Origin of the sequence: Lacisediminihabitans profunda, assembly GCF_008040105.1 — a bacterium.
In the GTDB taxonomy this organism is placed as follows: domain Bacteria; phylum Actinomycetota; class Actinomycetes; order Actinomycetales; family Microbacteriaceae; genus Lacisediminihabitans; species Lacisediminihabitans profunda.
In genome coordinates, this window is sequence record NZ_VRMG01000003.1 from 108,307 (window position 1) to 122,271 (window position 13,965).

General features: G+C 68.7%; 13 protein-coding genes and 1 tRNA gene. 10 read left to right on the top strand and 4 right to left on the bottom strand.

Annotated elements, in window-relative coordinates; genetic code table 11:
- The first annotated feature begins 56 nt into the window (after positions 1–56).
- The 3 genes from FVP33_RS01775 to FVP33_RS01785 are packed head-to-tail and all read left to right on the top strand — an operon-like array spanning position 57 to position 2,981.
- The gene (locus tag FVP33_RS01775) at positions 57–407 is read left to right on the top strand and encodes a PLD nuclease N-terminal domain-containing protein (RefSeq protein ID WP_147781917.1); all 351 of its coding nucleotides are present in this window, start codon (positions 57–59) and stop codon (positions 405–407) included.
- Entirely contained in the window at positions 407–2,116 is a 1,710-nt protein-coding gene (gene menD, locus FVP33_RS01780) for a 2-succinyl-5-enolpyruvyl-6-hydroxy-3-cyclohexene-1-carboxylic-acid synthase (RefSeq protein WP_246142125.1), read from the top strand. The genes FVP33_RS01775 and menD overlap by 1 nt, the downstream gene beginning before the upstream one ends.
- Positions 2,117–2,132: 16 nt before the next feature.
- Positions 2,133–2,981, top strand: coding sequence for a polyphosphate kinase 2 family protein (locus FVP33_RS01785; RefSeq protein WP_147781918.1), 849 nt, complete (start codon positions 2,133–2,135; stop codon positions 2,979–2,981).
- A gap of 19 nt (positions 2,982–3,000) precedes the next feature.
- Here FVP33_RS01785 and FVP33_RS01790 read toward each other — a convergent pair whose 3' ends face one another.
- Positions 3,001–4,260 (bottom strand): isochorismate synthase, encoded by a 1,260-nt coding sequence (locus tag FVP33_RS01790; protein ID WP_147781919.1) that lies wholly within the window; start codon positions 4,258–4,260, stop codon positions 3,001–3,003.
- A gap of 68 nt (positions 4,261–4,328) precedes the next feature.
- Here FVP33_RS01790 and FVP33_RS01795 point away from each other — a divergent pair, with 68 nt between their 5' ends.
- The 3 genes from FVP33_RS01795 to FVP33_RS01805 are packed head-to-tail and all read left to right on the top strand — an operon-like array spanning position 4,329 to position 7,623.
- Positions 4,329–5,105: a demethylmenaquinone methyltransferase gene (locus FVP33_RS01795; protein WP_246142126.1), complete on the top strand. Its 777-nt coding sequence runs from the start codon at positions 4,329–4,331 to the stop codon at positions 5,103–5,105.
- Between the two features lie 35 nt (positions 5,106–5,140).
- A complete protein-coding gene (locus FVP33_RS01800) occupies positions 5,141–6,232 on the top strand; it encodes a polyprenyl synthetase family protein (protein WP_147781920.1) in 1,092 nt (363 codons plus the stop codon).
- A 38-nt stretch (positions 6,233–6,270) separates the two neighbouring features.
- The gene (locus tag FVP33_RS01805; protein ID WP_147781921.1) at positions 6,271–7,623 is read left to right on the top strand and encodes an FAD-dependent oxidoreductase; all 1,353 of its coding nucleotides are present in this window, start codon (positions 6,271–6,273) and stop codon (positions 7,621–7,623) included.
- 84 nt (positions 7,624–7,707) lie between these two features.
- Here FVP33_RS01805 and cls read toward each other — a convergent pair whose 3' ends face one another.
- Positions 7,708–9,183 (bottom strand): cardiolipin synthase, encoded by a 1,476-nt coding sequence (cls, locus tag FVP33_RS01810; RefSeq protein ID WP_187270540.1) that lies wholly within the window; start codon positions 9,181–9,183, stop codon positions 7,708–7,710.
- Positions 9,184–9,202: 19 nt separating this feature from the next.
- Positions 9,203–9,691, bottom strand: a complete 489-nt coding sequence (locus FVP33_RS01815) for a YajQ family cyclic di-GMP-binding protein (RefSeq protein ID WP_147781922.1) — start codon at positions 9,689–9,691, stop codon at positions 9,203–9,205.
- Between the two features lie 42 nt (positions 9,692–9,733).
- On the opposite strand from FVP33_RS01815, the gene FVP33_RS01820 reads away from it, so the two are divergent.
- On the top strand, positions 9,734–10,504 hold the full coding sequence (locus tag FVP33_RS01820) for a lytic murein transglycosylase (RefSeq protein WP_147781923.1): 771 nt from the start codon (positions 9,734–9,736) through the stop codon (positions 10,502–10,504).
- Between the two features lie 28 nt (positions 10,505–10,532).
- Here FVP33_RS01820 and FVP33_RS01825 read toward each other — a convergent pair whose 3' ends face one another.
- Positions 10,533–11,555, bottom strand: a complete 1,023-nt coding sequence (locus tag FVP33_RS01825) for a LacI family DNA-binding transcriptional regulator (protein WP_147781924.1) — start codon at positions 11,553–11,555, stop codon at positions 10,533–10,535.
- A 142-nt stretch (positions 11,556–11,697) separates the two neighbouring features.
- Here FVP33_RS01825 and FVP33_RS01830 point away from each other — a divergent pair.
- The 3 genes from FVP33_RS01830 to FVP33_RS01840 all read left to right on the top strand — a co-directional run bounded on the left by FVP33_RS01830 (position 11,698) and on the right by FVP33_RS01840 (position 13,817).
- Positions 11,698–11,779: transfer RNA gene (locus FVP33_RS01830), tRNA-Tyr, on the top strand.
- Positions 11,780–11,857: 78 nt separating this feature from the next.
- Positions 11,858–12,670: an inositol monophosphatase family protein gene (locus FVP33_RS01835; protein ID WP_147781925.1), complete on the top strand. Its 813-nt coding sequence runs from the start codon at positions 11,858–11,860 to the stop codon at positions 12,668–12,670.
- A 223-nt stretch (positions 12,671–12,893) separates the two neighbouring features.
- Complete coding sequence (locus tag FVP33_RS01840) at positions 12,894–13,817, top strand: M23 family metallopeptidase (protein ID WP_147781926.1); 924 nt, start codon at positions 12,894–12,896, stop codon at positions 13,815–13,817.
- Positions 13,818–13,965: the final 148 nt, after the last annotated feature.

Below are 13,965 nucleotides of genomic sequence, written 5' to 3' on the forward strand. Positions count from 1 at the left end.
ACCGTGACTGTACGATTTGCGCTGCAGCAATCAGGATCGCGGCTTACAATCTGGGCATGACCCGGCTCGCACTAATCCTCCTGATTGCCTATCTGGCGTTCACGATCTTCGCCCTGATCGATGTGATCATGACGATCGGGACTCGCGTGCGCGCACTGCCGAAGTATCTCTGGGCCGCGATCGTGGTGCTCGTCCCGGTGATCGGCGCCGTCCTGTGGTTCACCATCGGCAAGGACCGTTCGTCGCGCAGCCCGGCCCAACGCCAGCCGCGCGGGCCGATCGCCCCGGACGACGACCCGGAATTCCTGCGCAGGCTGGGCGAGGACAAGCAGCGCGAGGAGCGCATCCGCCAGCTCGAGGAGCGCCTCGCCGAGCTCGACGACGACCAGAACAACAGCAAAGACTAGTGGCGCTGCCGGAGCGGCCGGGCGCGAACCCGGCAACGGAGTTCGCGGTTGCGATTCTCGGCGAGCTGATTCGTCGCGGCGTGAGAGACGTTGTGCTGTGCCCGGGATCCCGGTCGCAGGCGCTCGCCCTCGCCGCCGCGGCGTTCGAGCAGGCCGGCCTGATTCGGCTTCGGGTGCGCATCGACGAGCGGGTCGCCGGCTTTCTCGCGCTCGGACTCGCCGTCGAGACCCGCACTCCGGTGCTCGTGATCACGACGTCGGGCACCGCGGTGGCGAACCTGCATCCTGCGGTCCTGGAGGCGCACCACTCCGGCGTTCCGCTCATCCTCTTCACCGCGGACCGGCCGCTCGAGTTGCGCGGGATCGGCTCCAATCAGACCACCGAGCAAGTGGGGATCTTCGGGCCGGCGGTCACTTGGGTACGCGATGTCGAGGCGCCGAGCCACACCGGGTTCGATCCGGACTACCCGGGCGAGGTGGCGCACGAGGCGTATTCCGCGGCAGCCGGCCACTCCTCCACGCCGGGGCCGGTGCAACTGAACCTTGCCTTCCGCGAGCCGCTCTCGGGCCCGGTCGCCCGGCTGCCCCAGCTCGACGAGCACCAGTGGCCCGAGCGAACGCTGCGGCGCGGGCTCGAGGTGGAGCACGCTCCGAACACGGTGGTCATCGCCGGGCACGGCGCCGGGCCGCAGGCGGAGGCGCTCGCCCGATCGATCGGGGTGCCGCTGATCGCGGAGGTCTCGAGCGGTTCCCGGTTCGGCCCGAACCTGGTGGGCTCCTACCGCGATCTGCTCTCCGACCCAGAATTCGGCGGTCGGGTGGAGCGGGCGATCGTGTTCGGGCATCCCACCCTCAGCCGGGAGGTGCCGGCCCTGCTCGAGCGAGACGGCGTGACCGTGCAGGTGATTCGGGCGCCGGGGGCGGAGCCGTACAACCCGGGCCGCCGGGCGAGCAGCGTGCACGACTTCGCCACCCACGAGGGCGGCCCTGACGAGTCGCTCGGCGCACGCCGCTGGCTCGGCACCTGGGTGCAGGCGGGCCGCGAGCGGCTGCCCGAGCGCGCGGCGCAACCGGAGCCCGCGGCGGCCGAGGAACGTGCAGGCGACTTCGCGCGGGAGCAGCTGGCCGCCTTCCGGGAGCCCATCACCCGGCGTCTCCTCGTCGAGACGGTGTGGCGACTCACCTGGCCGCACGACCGGCTCGTGCTCGGCGCGTCCAGGCTCATCCGAGTGGCGGATGCCGAGGTGCAGGGCAAGAAGATCTCCGTGCACGCCAACCGCGGCCTCGCCGGCATCGACGGGACCGTCTCGACCGGCCTCGGCATCGCCCTGGCGAGCCAGGAGCCGGGCCTCGACTCGGGTGGGGCATCCCGCGGCACGCTCGGCCTGACCAGGGTGTTGCTCGGCGATCTCGCGGTTCTGCACGACGCCGGAGCCCTGCTCTTCGGGCTGGGCGAGGTTCGGCCGCGCATCCAGGTGGTGGTGGGTAACGACGGTGGCGGCACGATCTTCGACGGGCTCGAGGTCGCCTCGACGGCCCCCCGGGACGCGCTGGACCGGGTGCTCTACACCCCGCAGTCGGTCGACCTGCGCGCCCTGGCCGCGGCCTACGGCTGGGAATACCGCACCGCGACCAGCCGCGGTGAACTCGACGTGGCGCTCGCGGCATCCGACTCCCCGACCATCGTCGAGGTGCCGCTGGTTCGCTAGCGGGTACCATCGGCGCATGGAACTGACCTGGACCTCCGACCCCGCGCCGCTGCTGACCGTGAGGCCGGGATTCAGCCTGGCCGAGGTCGACACCTCATCCACACCGGGCATCTCGGCGTCCAAAAAGACCGGCGCCGCGATCCTCGAAGAGAACCGCGCCGAACTGGACGACCTGCAGGAGCGGCTGTGGGCCGAGAGCCGGTTCGAGGGCAAACGCTCCGTGCTGCTCGTGCTGCAGGCGATGGACACCGCGGGCAAGGGCGGCATCGTCAAACACGTGATCGGTGGCATCAGCCCCCAGGGCGTGCAGGACTACGGATTCAAGAAGCCCACGCCGGAGGAGCTCTCCCACGACTTCCTGTGGCGCGTTCGCAAGAGGCTGCCGACGCCCGGAATGATCGGGGTGTTCGACCGCTCGCACTACGAGGACGTGCTCGTCGCGCGGGTGCACAGCCTCGTCGAACCGGCGGTGATCGAGCAGCGTTACGAGCTGATCCGCGAGTTCGAGCGGGAGGTCGCGGCGAGTGGCACCACGATCGTCAAGGTCATGCTGCACATCAGCCAGCACGAGCAGAAGCAGAGGCTGCTCGAGCGCCTCGAGCGCGAGGACAAGCACTGGAAGTTCAACCCGGGCGACATCGACGAACGTGACCTCTGGCCGCAGTATATGGATGCCTACCAGCGGGCTCTGGAGGAGACGTCCACCGAGACCGCCCCGTGGTTCGTGGTGCCGGCCGACCGCAAGTGGTACGCGCGCATCGCCGTGCAGCGGATCCTGCTCGATGCGACACGGGCGCTCCGTCCGCAGTGGCCGCTCGCCGACTTCGACGTCGACGCCGAGAAGGCGCGGCTGCTCGCCAGTTGACGGTTGGGCGGCGTCTCGGCTAGGCGAGGGCCTCGACGATCGGCCGGAACTTGAGCCTGGTCTCCACCAATTCGCGCTCCGGCACCGAGCCGGCCACGATGCCGGCGCCCGCGTAGGCGGTGACGGTGCCGTCCGGGTCGACCTGGGCGCTGCGCAGTGCGACCGCCCACTCGCCGTCGCCATCGGCACCGACCCAGCCGACCGGCCCGGCGAAGCGGCCCCGGTCGAAGGGCTCGAGCTCCTCGATCAGGCGGAGGGCCTCCGCGGTGGGGGTGCCCGCGACCGCGGCCGTCGGATGCAGCGCAGAGATGAGGTCGAGCGAGGTCGAGCCGTCGGTGAGCTCGCCCTCCACGTCGCTCGCCAGGTGCCAGAGGTTGGGGAGCTTGAGTGTGAACGGCATCTCGCTCGCCGTGACGTTCGGGCTGTGACTGCGCAGGGACGCCAGCACGTTCTGCACGGCGAACTGGTGCTCGTCCTGGTCCTTGGGCGACGTCGCGAGAGCGGTGGCGGCATCCTCGTCCGACCGCTCGTCGCTGCCGCGTGCCGCACTTCCCGCAAGCACCCGTGCCGAGACTGACCCGTCGTCGACGCTCACCAGGGTCTCCGGGCTCGACCCGAAGAACCCGTCGATGCTGAAGGTCCAGCAGTCGCGGTAGCCGAGGGCGAGGGCCTCGATGGCGCGGCGGAGGTCGGCGCCGGGCGGCATCGAGCCCACGAGCTCCCGCGCGATCACGACCTTGCTCAGGTCGCGGTTGCAGATTCGGTCGACGGCCGCGGCGACCGCGGCACGATAGCCGTCGGCGTCGAGAGTCCCGGGCCGCAGCGCCACCGTGAACGGTCCGCCGTATGGCTGCATGGGCGGCACGACAGGGTCGGGCAGGGCCCCGACACCGATGCGCGTCACCCAGCTCCGGTCGGTGTCCCGCCCGATCACGATCGACGGCACGATGAGCACGCTCGTGCGTCGAGACCGGTCGGAGAAGGCGAAGCTGCCCATGGCGATGAGTCCGGTGCCGGTGCGGGAGAGCGGGTCGTTCACGGTCGCGGCTGCGACCACCCGCTGCCAGGCCTCCGCGGCATCCAGCATGCGGCGCTTGCCCGTGAACTCGAGTCGCAGCGCCTCGCCGTGGCCGACGAGGCCGTAGCCGCGGCGCGTCCAGAGGAGGGGATTGCCGCGGTCGAGCAGGGGGACGAGGGGGCCGGGATCGTCGGTCTCGACGGTTTCGACGACGAGCGCCGGAACGGGCGGCTCAACGCTCGAGGGCTCGGAACCGGTCACACGCCAAGACTATCCCGGCGAAACCGGGCGCCAGCGGGGCGCCGGAATCGCTGAACTAGACTGGGCGAGTGGCCAAGGCAGATTTGAGCAAGCAACCGGATGAGGTTGCCGCGATGTTCGACGGGGTCGCGAAACACTACGACCGCACCAACTCGGTGCTGTCGATGGGCAATTCGCTCATCTGGCGCATCGCGACGGTGCGCGCGGTGGCCCCGCAGGCCGGTGAACGAGTGCTCGACATCGCCGCGGGCACCGGAACCAGCTCGGCCGCCCTCGCCAAGAGCGGCGCGGATGTCGTGGCCGCCGACTTCTCGCCGGGCATGATCGAGGTGGGCCGGGTGAAGCATCCCGGAATCACCTTCGTGCAGGCGGACGCCATGGCGCTGCCGTTCGGCGACAACGAGTTCGACGCGGTGACGATCTCCTTCGGCCTGCGCAACATCGAGGACCCGAAGCAGGCGCTCGCCGAGATGTACCGAGTGCTCAAGCCGGGCGGCCGGCTCGTGATCTGCGAGTTCTCGAAGCCTCCGAGGGCCATCTTCCGCGCCGGATACTCGGCCTACATGAAATACATAATGCCGGCGGTCGTCGACGCGGCAAGTTCCAACCCCGAGGCGTACACCTACCTCGCCGACTCGATCAGGGAATGGCCAGACCAGGTCACCCTGAGCCAGTGGATCCGGGGTGCCGGTTTCACGCGCGTCGCCTACCGCAACCTCACGGTCGGCGTCGTCGCCCTTCATCGCGGTCGCAAGCCGGCCCGCGTCGTCAAGCCGCGGGCAAAGCGCACTAGTGCTCCGCGGGCGACGGCCAAACCGACAGATACCGGCACTCCGAAGCCCTAGGGGTTCTGGCGTAATGCGGACGGACAGGTGACACAGTGAATCCGAGCGTGCCCCACGGCCGCCGTGCGAACAGCCTCAACTCGGCCCTCGGCCTGGGCGAGAGGCTCTTCTCTTCGGCGAGCGAGCGCAGGTTCGCGGAGGCGATCGAGGCGGGCCTCGACGAGGTGGAGGCCGGGCTCCTGAGGGAGATGTCCTTCGCCGACGACCTGGCAGATGTGACGAGCCGGTACCTGCTCGAGGCCGGCGGCAAGCGCGTGCGCCCCACGCTCACGCTGCTCACGGCCCAGCTCGGCACCGGCAACAACAGCAAGGTGATCAGTGCCGCCCAGGCGCTCGAGATCACGCACCTCGCCTCGCTCTATCACGACGACGTCATGGACGAGGCGAACATGCGCCGCGGGGTGGCCAGCGCCCAGAACGTCTGGGGTAACTCCGTCGCGATCCTCACCGGCGATCTGCTCTTCGCCCGGGCGTCGAAGCTCATGTCCGGGCTCGGCGAGCGGGCGATCAGCCTGCAGGCCGACACCTTCGAGCGGCTCTGCCTCGGCCAGTTGCACGAGACCATCGGACCGCGGGCCGGCGACGACCCGATCGAGCACTACCTTCGCGTGCTCGCCGACAAGACCGGGTCGCTCATCGCCGCCGCCGCCCAGATGGGCGTCATCTTCGGCGGGGCGCCGGAGGAGTACCAGGCCCCGGTGATGGTCTTCGGCGAGAAGATCGGCGTCGCGTTCCAGCTCATCGACGACGTGATCGACCTCTCGCCGGCGGCGGACGGCACGGGAAAGACGGCGGGCACCGACCTGCGTGCCGGTGTGTCCACCCTTCCCCTGCTCTACCTGCGCGACCTCGCCAGGAGCGACGTCGCCGCCGCCGACCTGCTCACCCGCATCGAGCGAGAGATCAACGCCGTGATCCATGCGGCGGGGAATGACGCGACGCCGGACGAGTCGGAGCTGTCCGCCGCGATCGGCGAGCTTCGCGACCACGCCGTGACGCGCACGACCCTCGATGAGGCTCGTCGCTGGTCGCGCGAGGCAGTGGAGGCGCTTGCCCCGCTGCCGAACGGCCCGGTGAAGAAGGCGCTCACTCGCTTCGCCGAGGGCATCGTCGAGCGGTCGCACTGATCGACATCCCCACCCCAACCGATGGAGCAGTAGACAGAATGACGAAACTGAGGCTCGCCATTGTCGGGGCAGGACCGGCCGGAATCTACGCCGCGGACATCCTGCTCAAGACCGAGCGCAACTTCGATGTGTCGATCGATCTCTTCGAACAGCTTCCGGCGCCCTACGGCCTCGTGCGCTACGGAGTGGCGCCCGATCACCCGCGGATCAAGGGCATCATCACCGCCCTGCGCGAGGTGCTGGACACGGGCAGGATCCGGCTGTTCGGCAACGTGCTCTACGGCCGGGACATCACCCTCGACGACCTCAAGAAGCACTACAACGCCGTGATCTTCTCGACCGGGGCGGTGCGCGACGCCGACCTCGACATCCCGGGCATCGACCTGCCGGGCAGCTACGGCGCCGCCGACTTCGTCAGCTGGTACGACGGGCACCCGGACGTCTCGCGCGAGTGGCCGCTCACCGCGAAGGAGGTGGCGGTCGTCGGCAACGGGAACGTTGCCCTCGACGTGGCACGAATGCTCGCCAAGCACGCCGATGACCTGCTGCCGACCGAGATCCCTGACAACGTCTATCAGGCGCTCAAGGGCTCCGCCGTCACCGACGTGCACGTGTTCGGCCGACGCGGACCGATGCAGGTGAAGTTCACGCCGCTCGAGCTTCGGGAGCTCGGCGAGCTCCCCGATGTGGACATGGTGGTCTACGAGGAGGACTTCGACTACGACGAGGCCTCCCGCGCCGCGATCGCGACCAACAAGCAGGTCTTCGTGATCGACAAGGTCTTCACGAAGTGGCGTGCGCGGGAGGCGGGTACCGCGTCCCGCCGGCTGCACCTGCACTTCTACGCCAAGCCCGTCGAGATCGTCGGCCACGACGCCGTCGAGGCGTTCCGTTACGAGCGCACGGCGCCGGATGCCGAGGGCGGCGTGCGCGGCACGGGGGAGATCCGCGAGGTGGCCGTGCAGGCCGTCTATCGGGCCGTCGGTTACTTCGGTTCCCCGCTCGACGGCATCCCGTTCGACGAGAAGCGCGGGGTGATCCCCAACCGCGAGGGACAGGTTCTCGACGACCACGACCAGCTGGTGCACGGCGTCTACGCCACCGGCTGGATCAAGCGCGGTCCGGTGGGCCTCATCGGACACACCAAGAGCGACGCAATGGAGACCGTCCGGCACCTGGTCAACGACCAGGCCGACTGGTGGACACCCGCCCACCCCGACGAGGCGTCGATCGTTGCCCTGCTGGAGAGCCGCGGCATCGAGTACACCAACCTCGGCGGCTGGCACTCCCTCGACGAGTTCGAGAAGGCCCTCGGCGAGCCCCTCGGGCGCGCGCGGGTGAAGGTGGTGCCCAGGGACGAGATGGTCGCGGTCTCGCGCGGCACGGACTAGCCCCGACATCCTGGGGCGCGGCTTCGAACGCCTGACCTCCCGCTGACTCCGGGCGGCTACCTCCGACGCTGACCTGGCGCCGCCCTACTGCACGGCGGCGGTGAGCCTCGCCGTGTCGTCGAGCACCTTCGAGCGCAGCGGTCGGTCGAGCCATTCCTCGAGCGTCAGCTCGCGGCACTCTTCGCGGTAGGACTCCTCGACCTCGCGCATCTGCCGCACGATCTCGGCGCCTTGCATCATCACCGAGATCTCCAGGTTGAGTGTGAAGGAGCGCATGTCCATGTTGCTCGAGCCGATCACAGCGACCTGGTCGTCGATCGTGACGTGCTTGGCGTGCAGGATGATGGGCGCCTTGAACAGCCAGATGCGCACCCCTGCCCGGAGCAGCGCCTCGTAGTAACTTCGCTGCGCGTGGAATACGAGTGGCTGGTCGCCGATCTCCGAGACGAAGAGTTGAACGTCGAGCCCCCGGTAGGCGGCATTGGTGATCGCGTAGAGCATGGAGTCGTCCGGCACGAAGTACGGGCTCGTCACGATCACCTTCTCCTGGGCGCTGTAGAGCAGCACGTTGAAGAGACGCAGATTGTTCTCGAGATCGAATCCCGGGCCGCTCGGCACGACCTGGGCATCCATCGTCTGGCCGGCCCTGGGCCTCGGCACCCCCGGCGCCTCGCGCAGCAGAAGCTCGTCGGTCTCGCTGTACCAGTCGGTGACGAAGAGGGCGTTGATGCCGGCCACGATCGGTCCCTCGTAACGCACCATGAAGTCCTTCCATTTCAGGCCGCGTCGCAGGTTGCCCGGCTTGTTGTACGTGCGATCGATGAGGTTCTGCGAGCCGGTGAACGCGACCCGTCCGTCGACGACGAGGAGCTTGCGGTGATTGCGCAGGTCGGGCCGCAGGTAGGGTCCGCGGAACGGTTGCACGGGAAGCATGAGGTGCCACTCGACCCCGATCCTCTTCAGCTGGCGGATCGTGCGGCGATACCCGGGCGAGCGGAAGGACGCGACGTGGTCGAGCAGCACGCGCACCTTCACCCCGCGTGTGACGGCCGCCTCGAGGGCCTCGAAGAACGGGGTTGTCGACGCGTCGTAGCTCACGATGTAGAACTCCACGTGGATGAACCGGGTCGCCTCACGAAGTTCCGCGGTCATCGCCGCGAGGGACTTCGAGTATTCGGTGAAGAGGTCGGCAGTGTTGCCCCCCACGAGCGGCATCGACCCGAGGGTGCGGTTGAGTTCGACGATCGGGTCGAGCCAGGGCGGGAACGGCGGGTCGCGCACGACGTCGTCCATGCCCTCGGTGGTTTCGAGAATGTAGGTGTTGATCTCCTCCTGCTTGTCGCGACGGTTCCGGGGCAGGCGGGTGCTGCCGAACAGGAGGAACAACACGATGCCGACGGGAGGAAGGATGAAGATCGCGAGCAACCAGGCCATCGCCGTCTGCGGTTTGCGGTTCTGCGGCACGACGATCACCGCGATCACGCGGATCGAGATGTCGATGATCAGCGCGATCGTGGTGAAGGCGGGACTCGTGAAGAAGGCGACGAGGGCGGCGAGCACGGGGTCGGGGTGGGGCGGCTCAGCGGAAGTTGACGAATTGCAGGTCGATGTCGAGGTCGGCGCCCTTGAGCATGGCCATCGTCGTCTGGAGGTCGTCGCGGCTCTTCGAGGTGACGCGCAGCTCGTCGCCCTGGATCTGGGCCTTGACGCTCTTGGGCCCTTCGTCGCGGATGAGCTTGGACACCTTCTTGGCGTCCTCGGACGAGATGCCGTTCTTGAGCGAGACCTCGATGCGGTACTCCTTGCCCGAGGGGTACGGGTCGCCGGCGTCGAGGCTGCGGAGGCTGATGCCGCGCTTGATGAACTTCGCCTCGAGTACCTCGAGCACGGCCTTCACTCGATCCTCCGACGACGCCTTGAGTAGGAGCTTCTCGCCGCTCCAGTCGACCTCGGCGCCCACGTTCTTGAAGTCGTACCGCTGCGCGATCTCCTTCTGCGCCTGGTGGAGGGCGTTGTCGGCCTCCATCTTGTCGACCTTGCTCACGATGTCAAACGTTGGATCAGCCATGGCAGCAGTTTAACGGGCGCCGCCCGGCATGATGGGAGCACAATGCGAATTCTGTGGTCGGTGCTGCTCGCGGTCGGCGCCGTCGTGGTCGGCGTCGCGGTGATCGCCGGCATCGTGATCCTCGGGGCGCCGCAGCCGCGCGCCGACGTCGCGGCGCCGGCCGGCCGGCCGCCGCGCTGGGCCGCGCCGGCTCCCGTCGCCCGCTCCGCCTCGCCGGCGGCGGTCGGCGTCGCCACGCTGCCGGCGGCGGACTGGATCACGAGGGTCTCCGCGGCATCCGGCATCCCGGCGAGGGCGCTCGAGTCCTACGCCGGGGTCGCCATCCAGATGAGCGGGGCCAACCCGGGCTGCGACATCGGCTGGAACACCCTCGCCGCCATCGGCGAGGTGGAGTCGCGCCACGGCACGATCTTCGGGGGATCGATCGACGCGAGCGGACTCGCCAGCCCGTCCATCTACGGCGTGCCACTCGACGGAGGGTCGTTCGCGAAGGTTCCCGACACCGACAAGGGAGCGATCGACGGGGATGCGACGATCGATCGCGCGGTCGGACCGATGCAGCTGATCCCCGGCTCGTGGCGCAACTGGCACACCGATGCCAACGGCGACGGGCGCGAGGACCCGCAGAATATCGACGACGCCACGATGGCGGCGGCGCACTACCTGTGCCGGGCGAGCCCGGCGATGGGCGCCGAGGAGGGTTGGCGCGCCGGGGTGCGCGCGTACAACGGGTCGGACCAGTACGTGGCAGACGTGGCACGCTACGCCGCGTCCTACGCCACCGTCGCCGCCAAGGCCGCGCCGGCCGGGTGAATCGGCCGGGTGAACCCGGCCGTGCGTATCAAGACGTGCGGGCCCGCATGGCGGTGCTCGACCGCACGATGAGTTCGTAGGGAAGCGCGGTGTTGAGCGTGCCCTGGGTGCGGCGGCTCGGGTGCAGCTGCTCCATGAGGATCTCCACCGCCTTTCTGCCCTGCAGTTGCGGAAACTGCGCGATCGTCGTGAGGCCGAAGAAGTCGCTCAGTTCGTGGTCGTCGATACCGATCACCGAGACGTCGTCCGGTACCCGCAGGCCGAGGTCGCGCGCGGCGAGGATCGTGCCGATCGCCATCTCGTCCGAGGCGGCAAAGACCGCGCTCGGTCTCTTGCGGGGGATGCCCAAGAGCTGCTTGCCGGCCGCGTAGCCGCCGCGGATGGTGAAGTCGGCCGGCTGGAAGAGCTCGGGATCCGGGGAGATCCCCGCGGCCTGCAGCGCGGCCTCGTAGCCCACCCGCCGGTTGGTGGGCAGGTGGAAGTCTCGCTCGGACTGCTCATTGCCGCCGATGTGGCCGATCGAGGTGTGCCCGAGCGACAGAAGATGCTCGGTGGCGAGTCGCGCGACCGAGACGTCGTCGATGCTCAGGGTGCGCACCCCGGCGAGTGGTCCGCCGACGCCCACGATGGGCTTGTTGATGTTGAGCAGGCCGGTGAGCTCGGCAGGGGTGAGCTCGAGCGAGATCGCGATCACCGCATCCACTCTCTTGCGCAGCAGGAAATGCTCGAAGACGCTTCGCCGCTCGTCGCCACCTCCGCCGAGGTTGTAGAGGGTCAGGTCGTAGCCGTTGGCGAGCAGCGCGCTCTCCGCGCCCTCGATCACCGAGCTGTAGAACCACTTGTTGAGGAACGGGATCACGACGCCGACGTTGCGGGTGCGTCCCGTGGCGAGGCTCGAGGCGTTCGAGCTCACGACGTAGCCCAGTGCCTCGGCGGCCTTGGCGACCCGCTCCCGAGTGGACAGTGACACGTGGCCGTTGCCGCTCAGAGCGCGCGACACCGTCGCGGTCGAGACTCCGGCGAGCTCGGCGACCTCCTGGATGCCGGCCATCGAAGCTCCTCTGCTTGTACGCGCGCAACAGCCAGAATTCTAGTGGTTGGCCGCGCAGCAGGTGATTTTCCTGCGGCGCGCTAGCCTGTATCCTTGTTAACGCGCGATCGAATCGAATCTCCGTGATTCGCGGGTCGCACATGGCAAGTTACCCAAGTGGCCAAAGGGATCTGACTGTAAATCAGCCGTCTTAGACTTCGTGAGTTCGAATCTCGCACTTGCCACAGCAGCACCACAGGTAAACGGCCCGCGTCTGACGACCGGGCCGTTTGCCGTTTCGGCACCAACATCGAAGGGCGACCATGACCGTCGAATCGACGAACGAGGTCCTCCTCGCCGTGGCCAGGGACATTGCGATCGAGGCCGGCGAGCTGGCCAGACGGCGTCGATCCGAGGGCGTGCAGGTGGCCGCCAGCAAGTCATCGCTCGAAGACGTGGTGACGCTCGCGGACCGCGAGACGGAGGCGCTGATCCGAGCCCGGCTGTCCGACGCACGAGGGGACGATGGATTCTTCGGCGAGGAGAGCGGAGCCGGTTCGGGTTCGAGCGGGCTCACCTGGATCGTCGACCCGATCGACGGCACCGTGAACTACCTCTACGGCATTCCGCACTACGCGGTCAGCATCGCCGTCGTCGAGGGCGAGCCGGATCCGGCGACCTGGCGGGCCCTGGCCGGCGTGGTCGTCAACCCGGCCACCGGCGAAGTGTTCAGCGCGACCGACGGAGGGGGCGCCCGCCTCGGCGACCGGCCGATCGCCGTCGCGCCGCCCGTGGAACTGTCCCAGGCCCTCGTGGGCACGGGTTTCGCCTACCTCGCCGCGATCCGGGCCGAGCAGGCGGCCGTGCTGGTGGGCCTCATCGACCAGGTGCGCGACATCCGCCGGATGGGCACCGCCTCGCTCGATCTCTGCGCGGTCGCCTGCGGCCGGCTCAATGCCTACTACGAGCGCCAGCTGAGCCCGTGGGATCACGCCGCGGGCGCCCTCATCGCCCGGGAGGCCGGCGCGCGGGTGGGCGGCCTTCGCGGGGCTGCGGCGTCCCGGGAATTCGTGCTGGCGGGGGAACCCGCGCTCGCGGCCAGGCTCGAGGATGCCCTCATCCGACTCGGCGCCTAGCCCTCGGAGGATTGCTCAGAGTTGTCTGATGAGGGGTGGATGACTTACCCTTTATGAATTCGTTATAAAGCGGTCCGATTAGACCGCACAGATACTTTTTGCTGGTTGCGTGTGATTCAACGCGGATCCACCCATGGAGGAAAGCCCCGTTGTCACTGCTCGCCACACGCGCCGTCTCACTGCCGGGCGACCTCGCTCAGCGTGTGCTGGAATGTGGTGACCGATGAGCGGAATCACTCCAGGCTCCGGCGATTCGCCGTTCCCCACCCGTCGTGAGCTACGCGAGCGGGCGGCCCGGCCGACCGGTCGAGCCGCGGCGACTGCGCCCACGAAGGCCGCACCCACGAACGTTCCGACGAGCGACTCCCGGCAGGCCCAGCCCAAGCGGCAGCCGTCCCGGGTGGCGCGCCAGGTCGCCGCATCCACCGCACCACGCACGTCGCGTCGGCCAAAGGGGCGGCTGCTGAAGAGGCTCGTGAGCCTCGGAGCGATGCTCGGCGCCGGAGCCCTCCTCGTGGCCACCTCGCTCCCCGCGATGGCGCTGCAGGGCAGCGCCGCCGACGCCCTGGACGCCGTCTCCCAGGCGCCGGCGCACACGCAGACCCTCGCCGTCGACAAGAAGGTGCTCGTCCAGGCGCCGACCAGGGACGCCTACACCGTCGTGTCGCTCGCGCAGAAGATCCGCGTGTCGTACACCCACGGGAGCTTCGACTACACGAACGACCCGAATGGCACCATCCAGTGGCCATTCCCGGTGGCCGTGCCGATCTCGAGCGGTTTCGGACCGCGGGTCGCGCCCTGTGGCGGATGCTCGAGCTTCCACGAGGGAGTCGACTTCACGCCCGGCTCCGGCGTGCCGATCGGCGCCATCGCCGACGGCGTGGTGAGCCTCGTCAGTTCCTCCGGAGCGTACGGAAATCATGTGATCATCGACCACGTGATCAACGGCCAGAAGGTGCAGAGTCTCTACGCGCACATGCAGAGCGGCTCGGTGGTGGTGGCCGTCGGCGACGTCGTGAAGGTCACCCAGGTGATCGGCAAGGTCGGGAGCACCGGCGAATCGACCGGCGCTCACCTGCACCTCGAGATCCACCTCGACGGCACCCCGGTCGACCCCTTCGCCTGGCTCAAGGCGAACGCCAACTGACCCAGAGGTGACTGGCGCCCCAACGGGGTACTGGTCATTCGGCTCTCGGTTGGATAGCCTTGCCGAATGTGAGCGCTGCCAGATTTTGGCGGCGATCGTCGAATTCACGACGATCACGGCTGACGCAGACTCACTCGCCGCCGAGCCG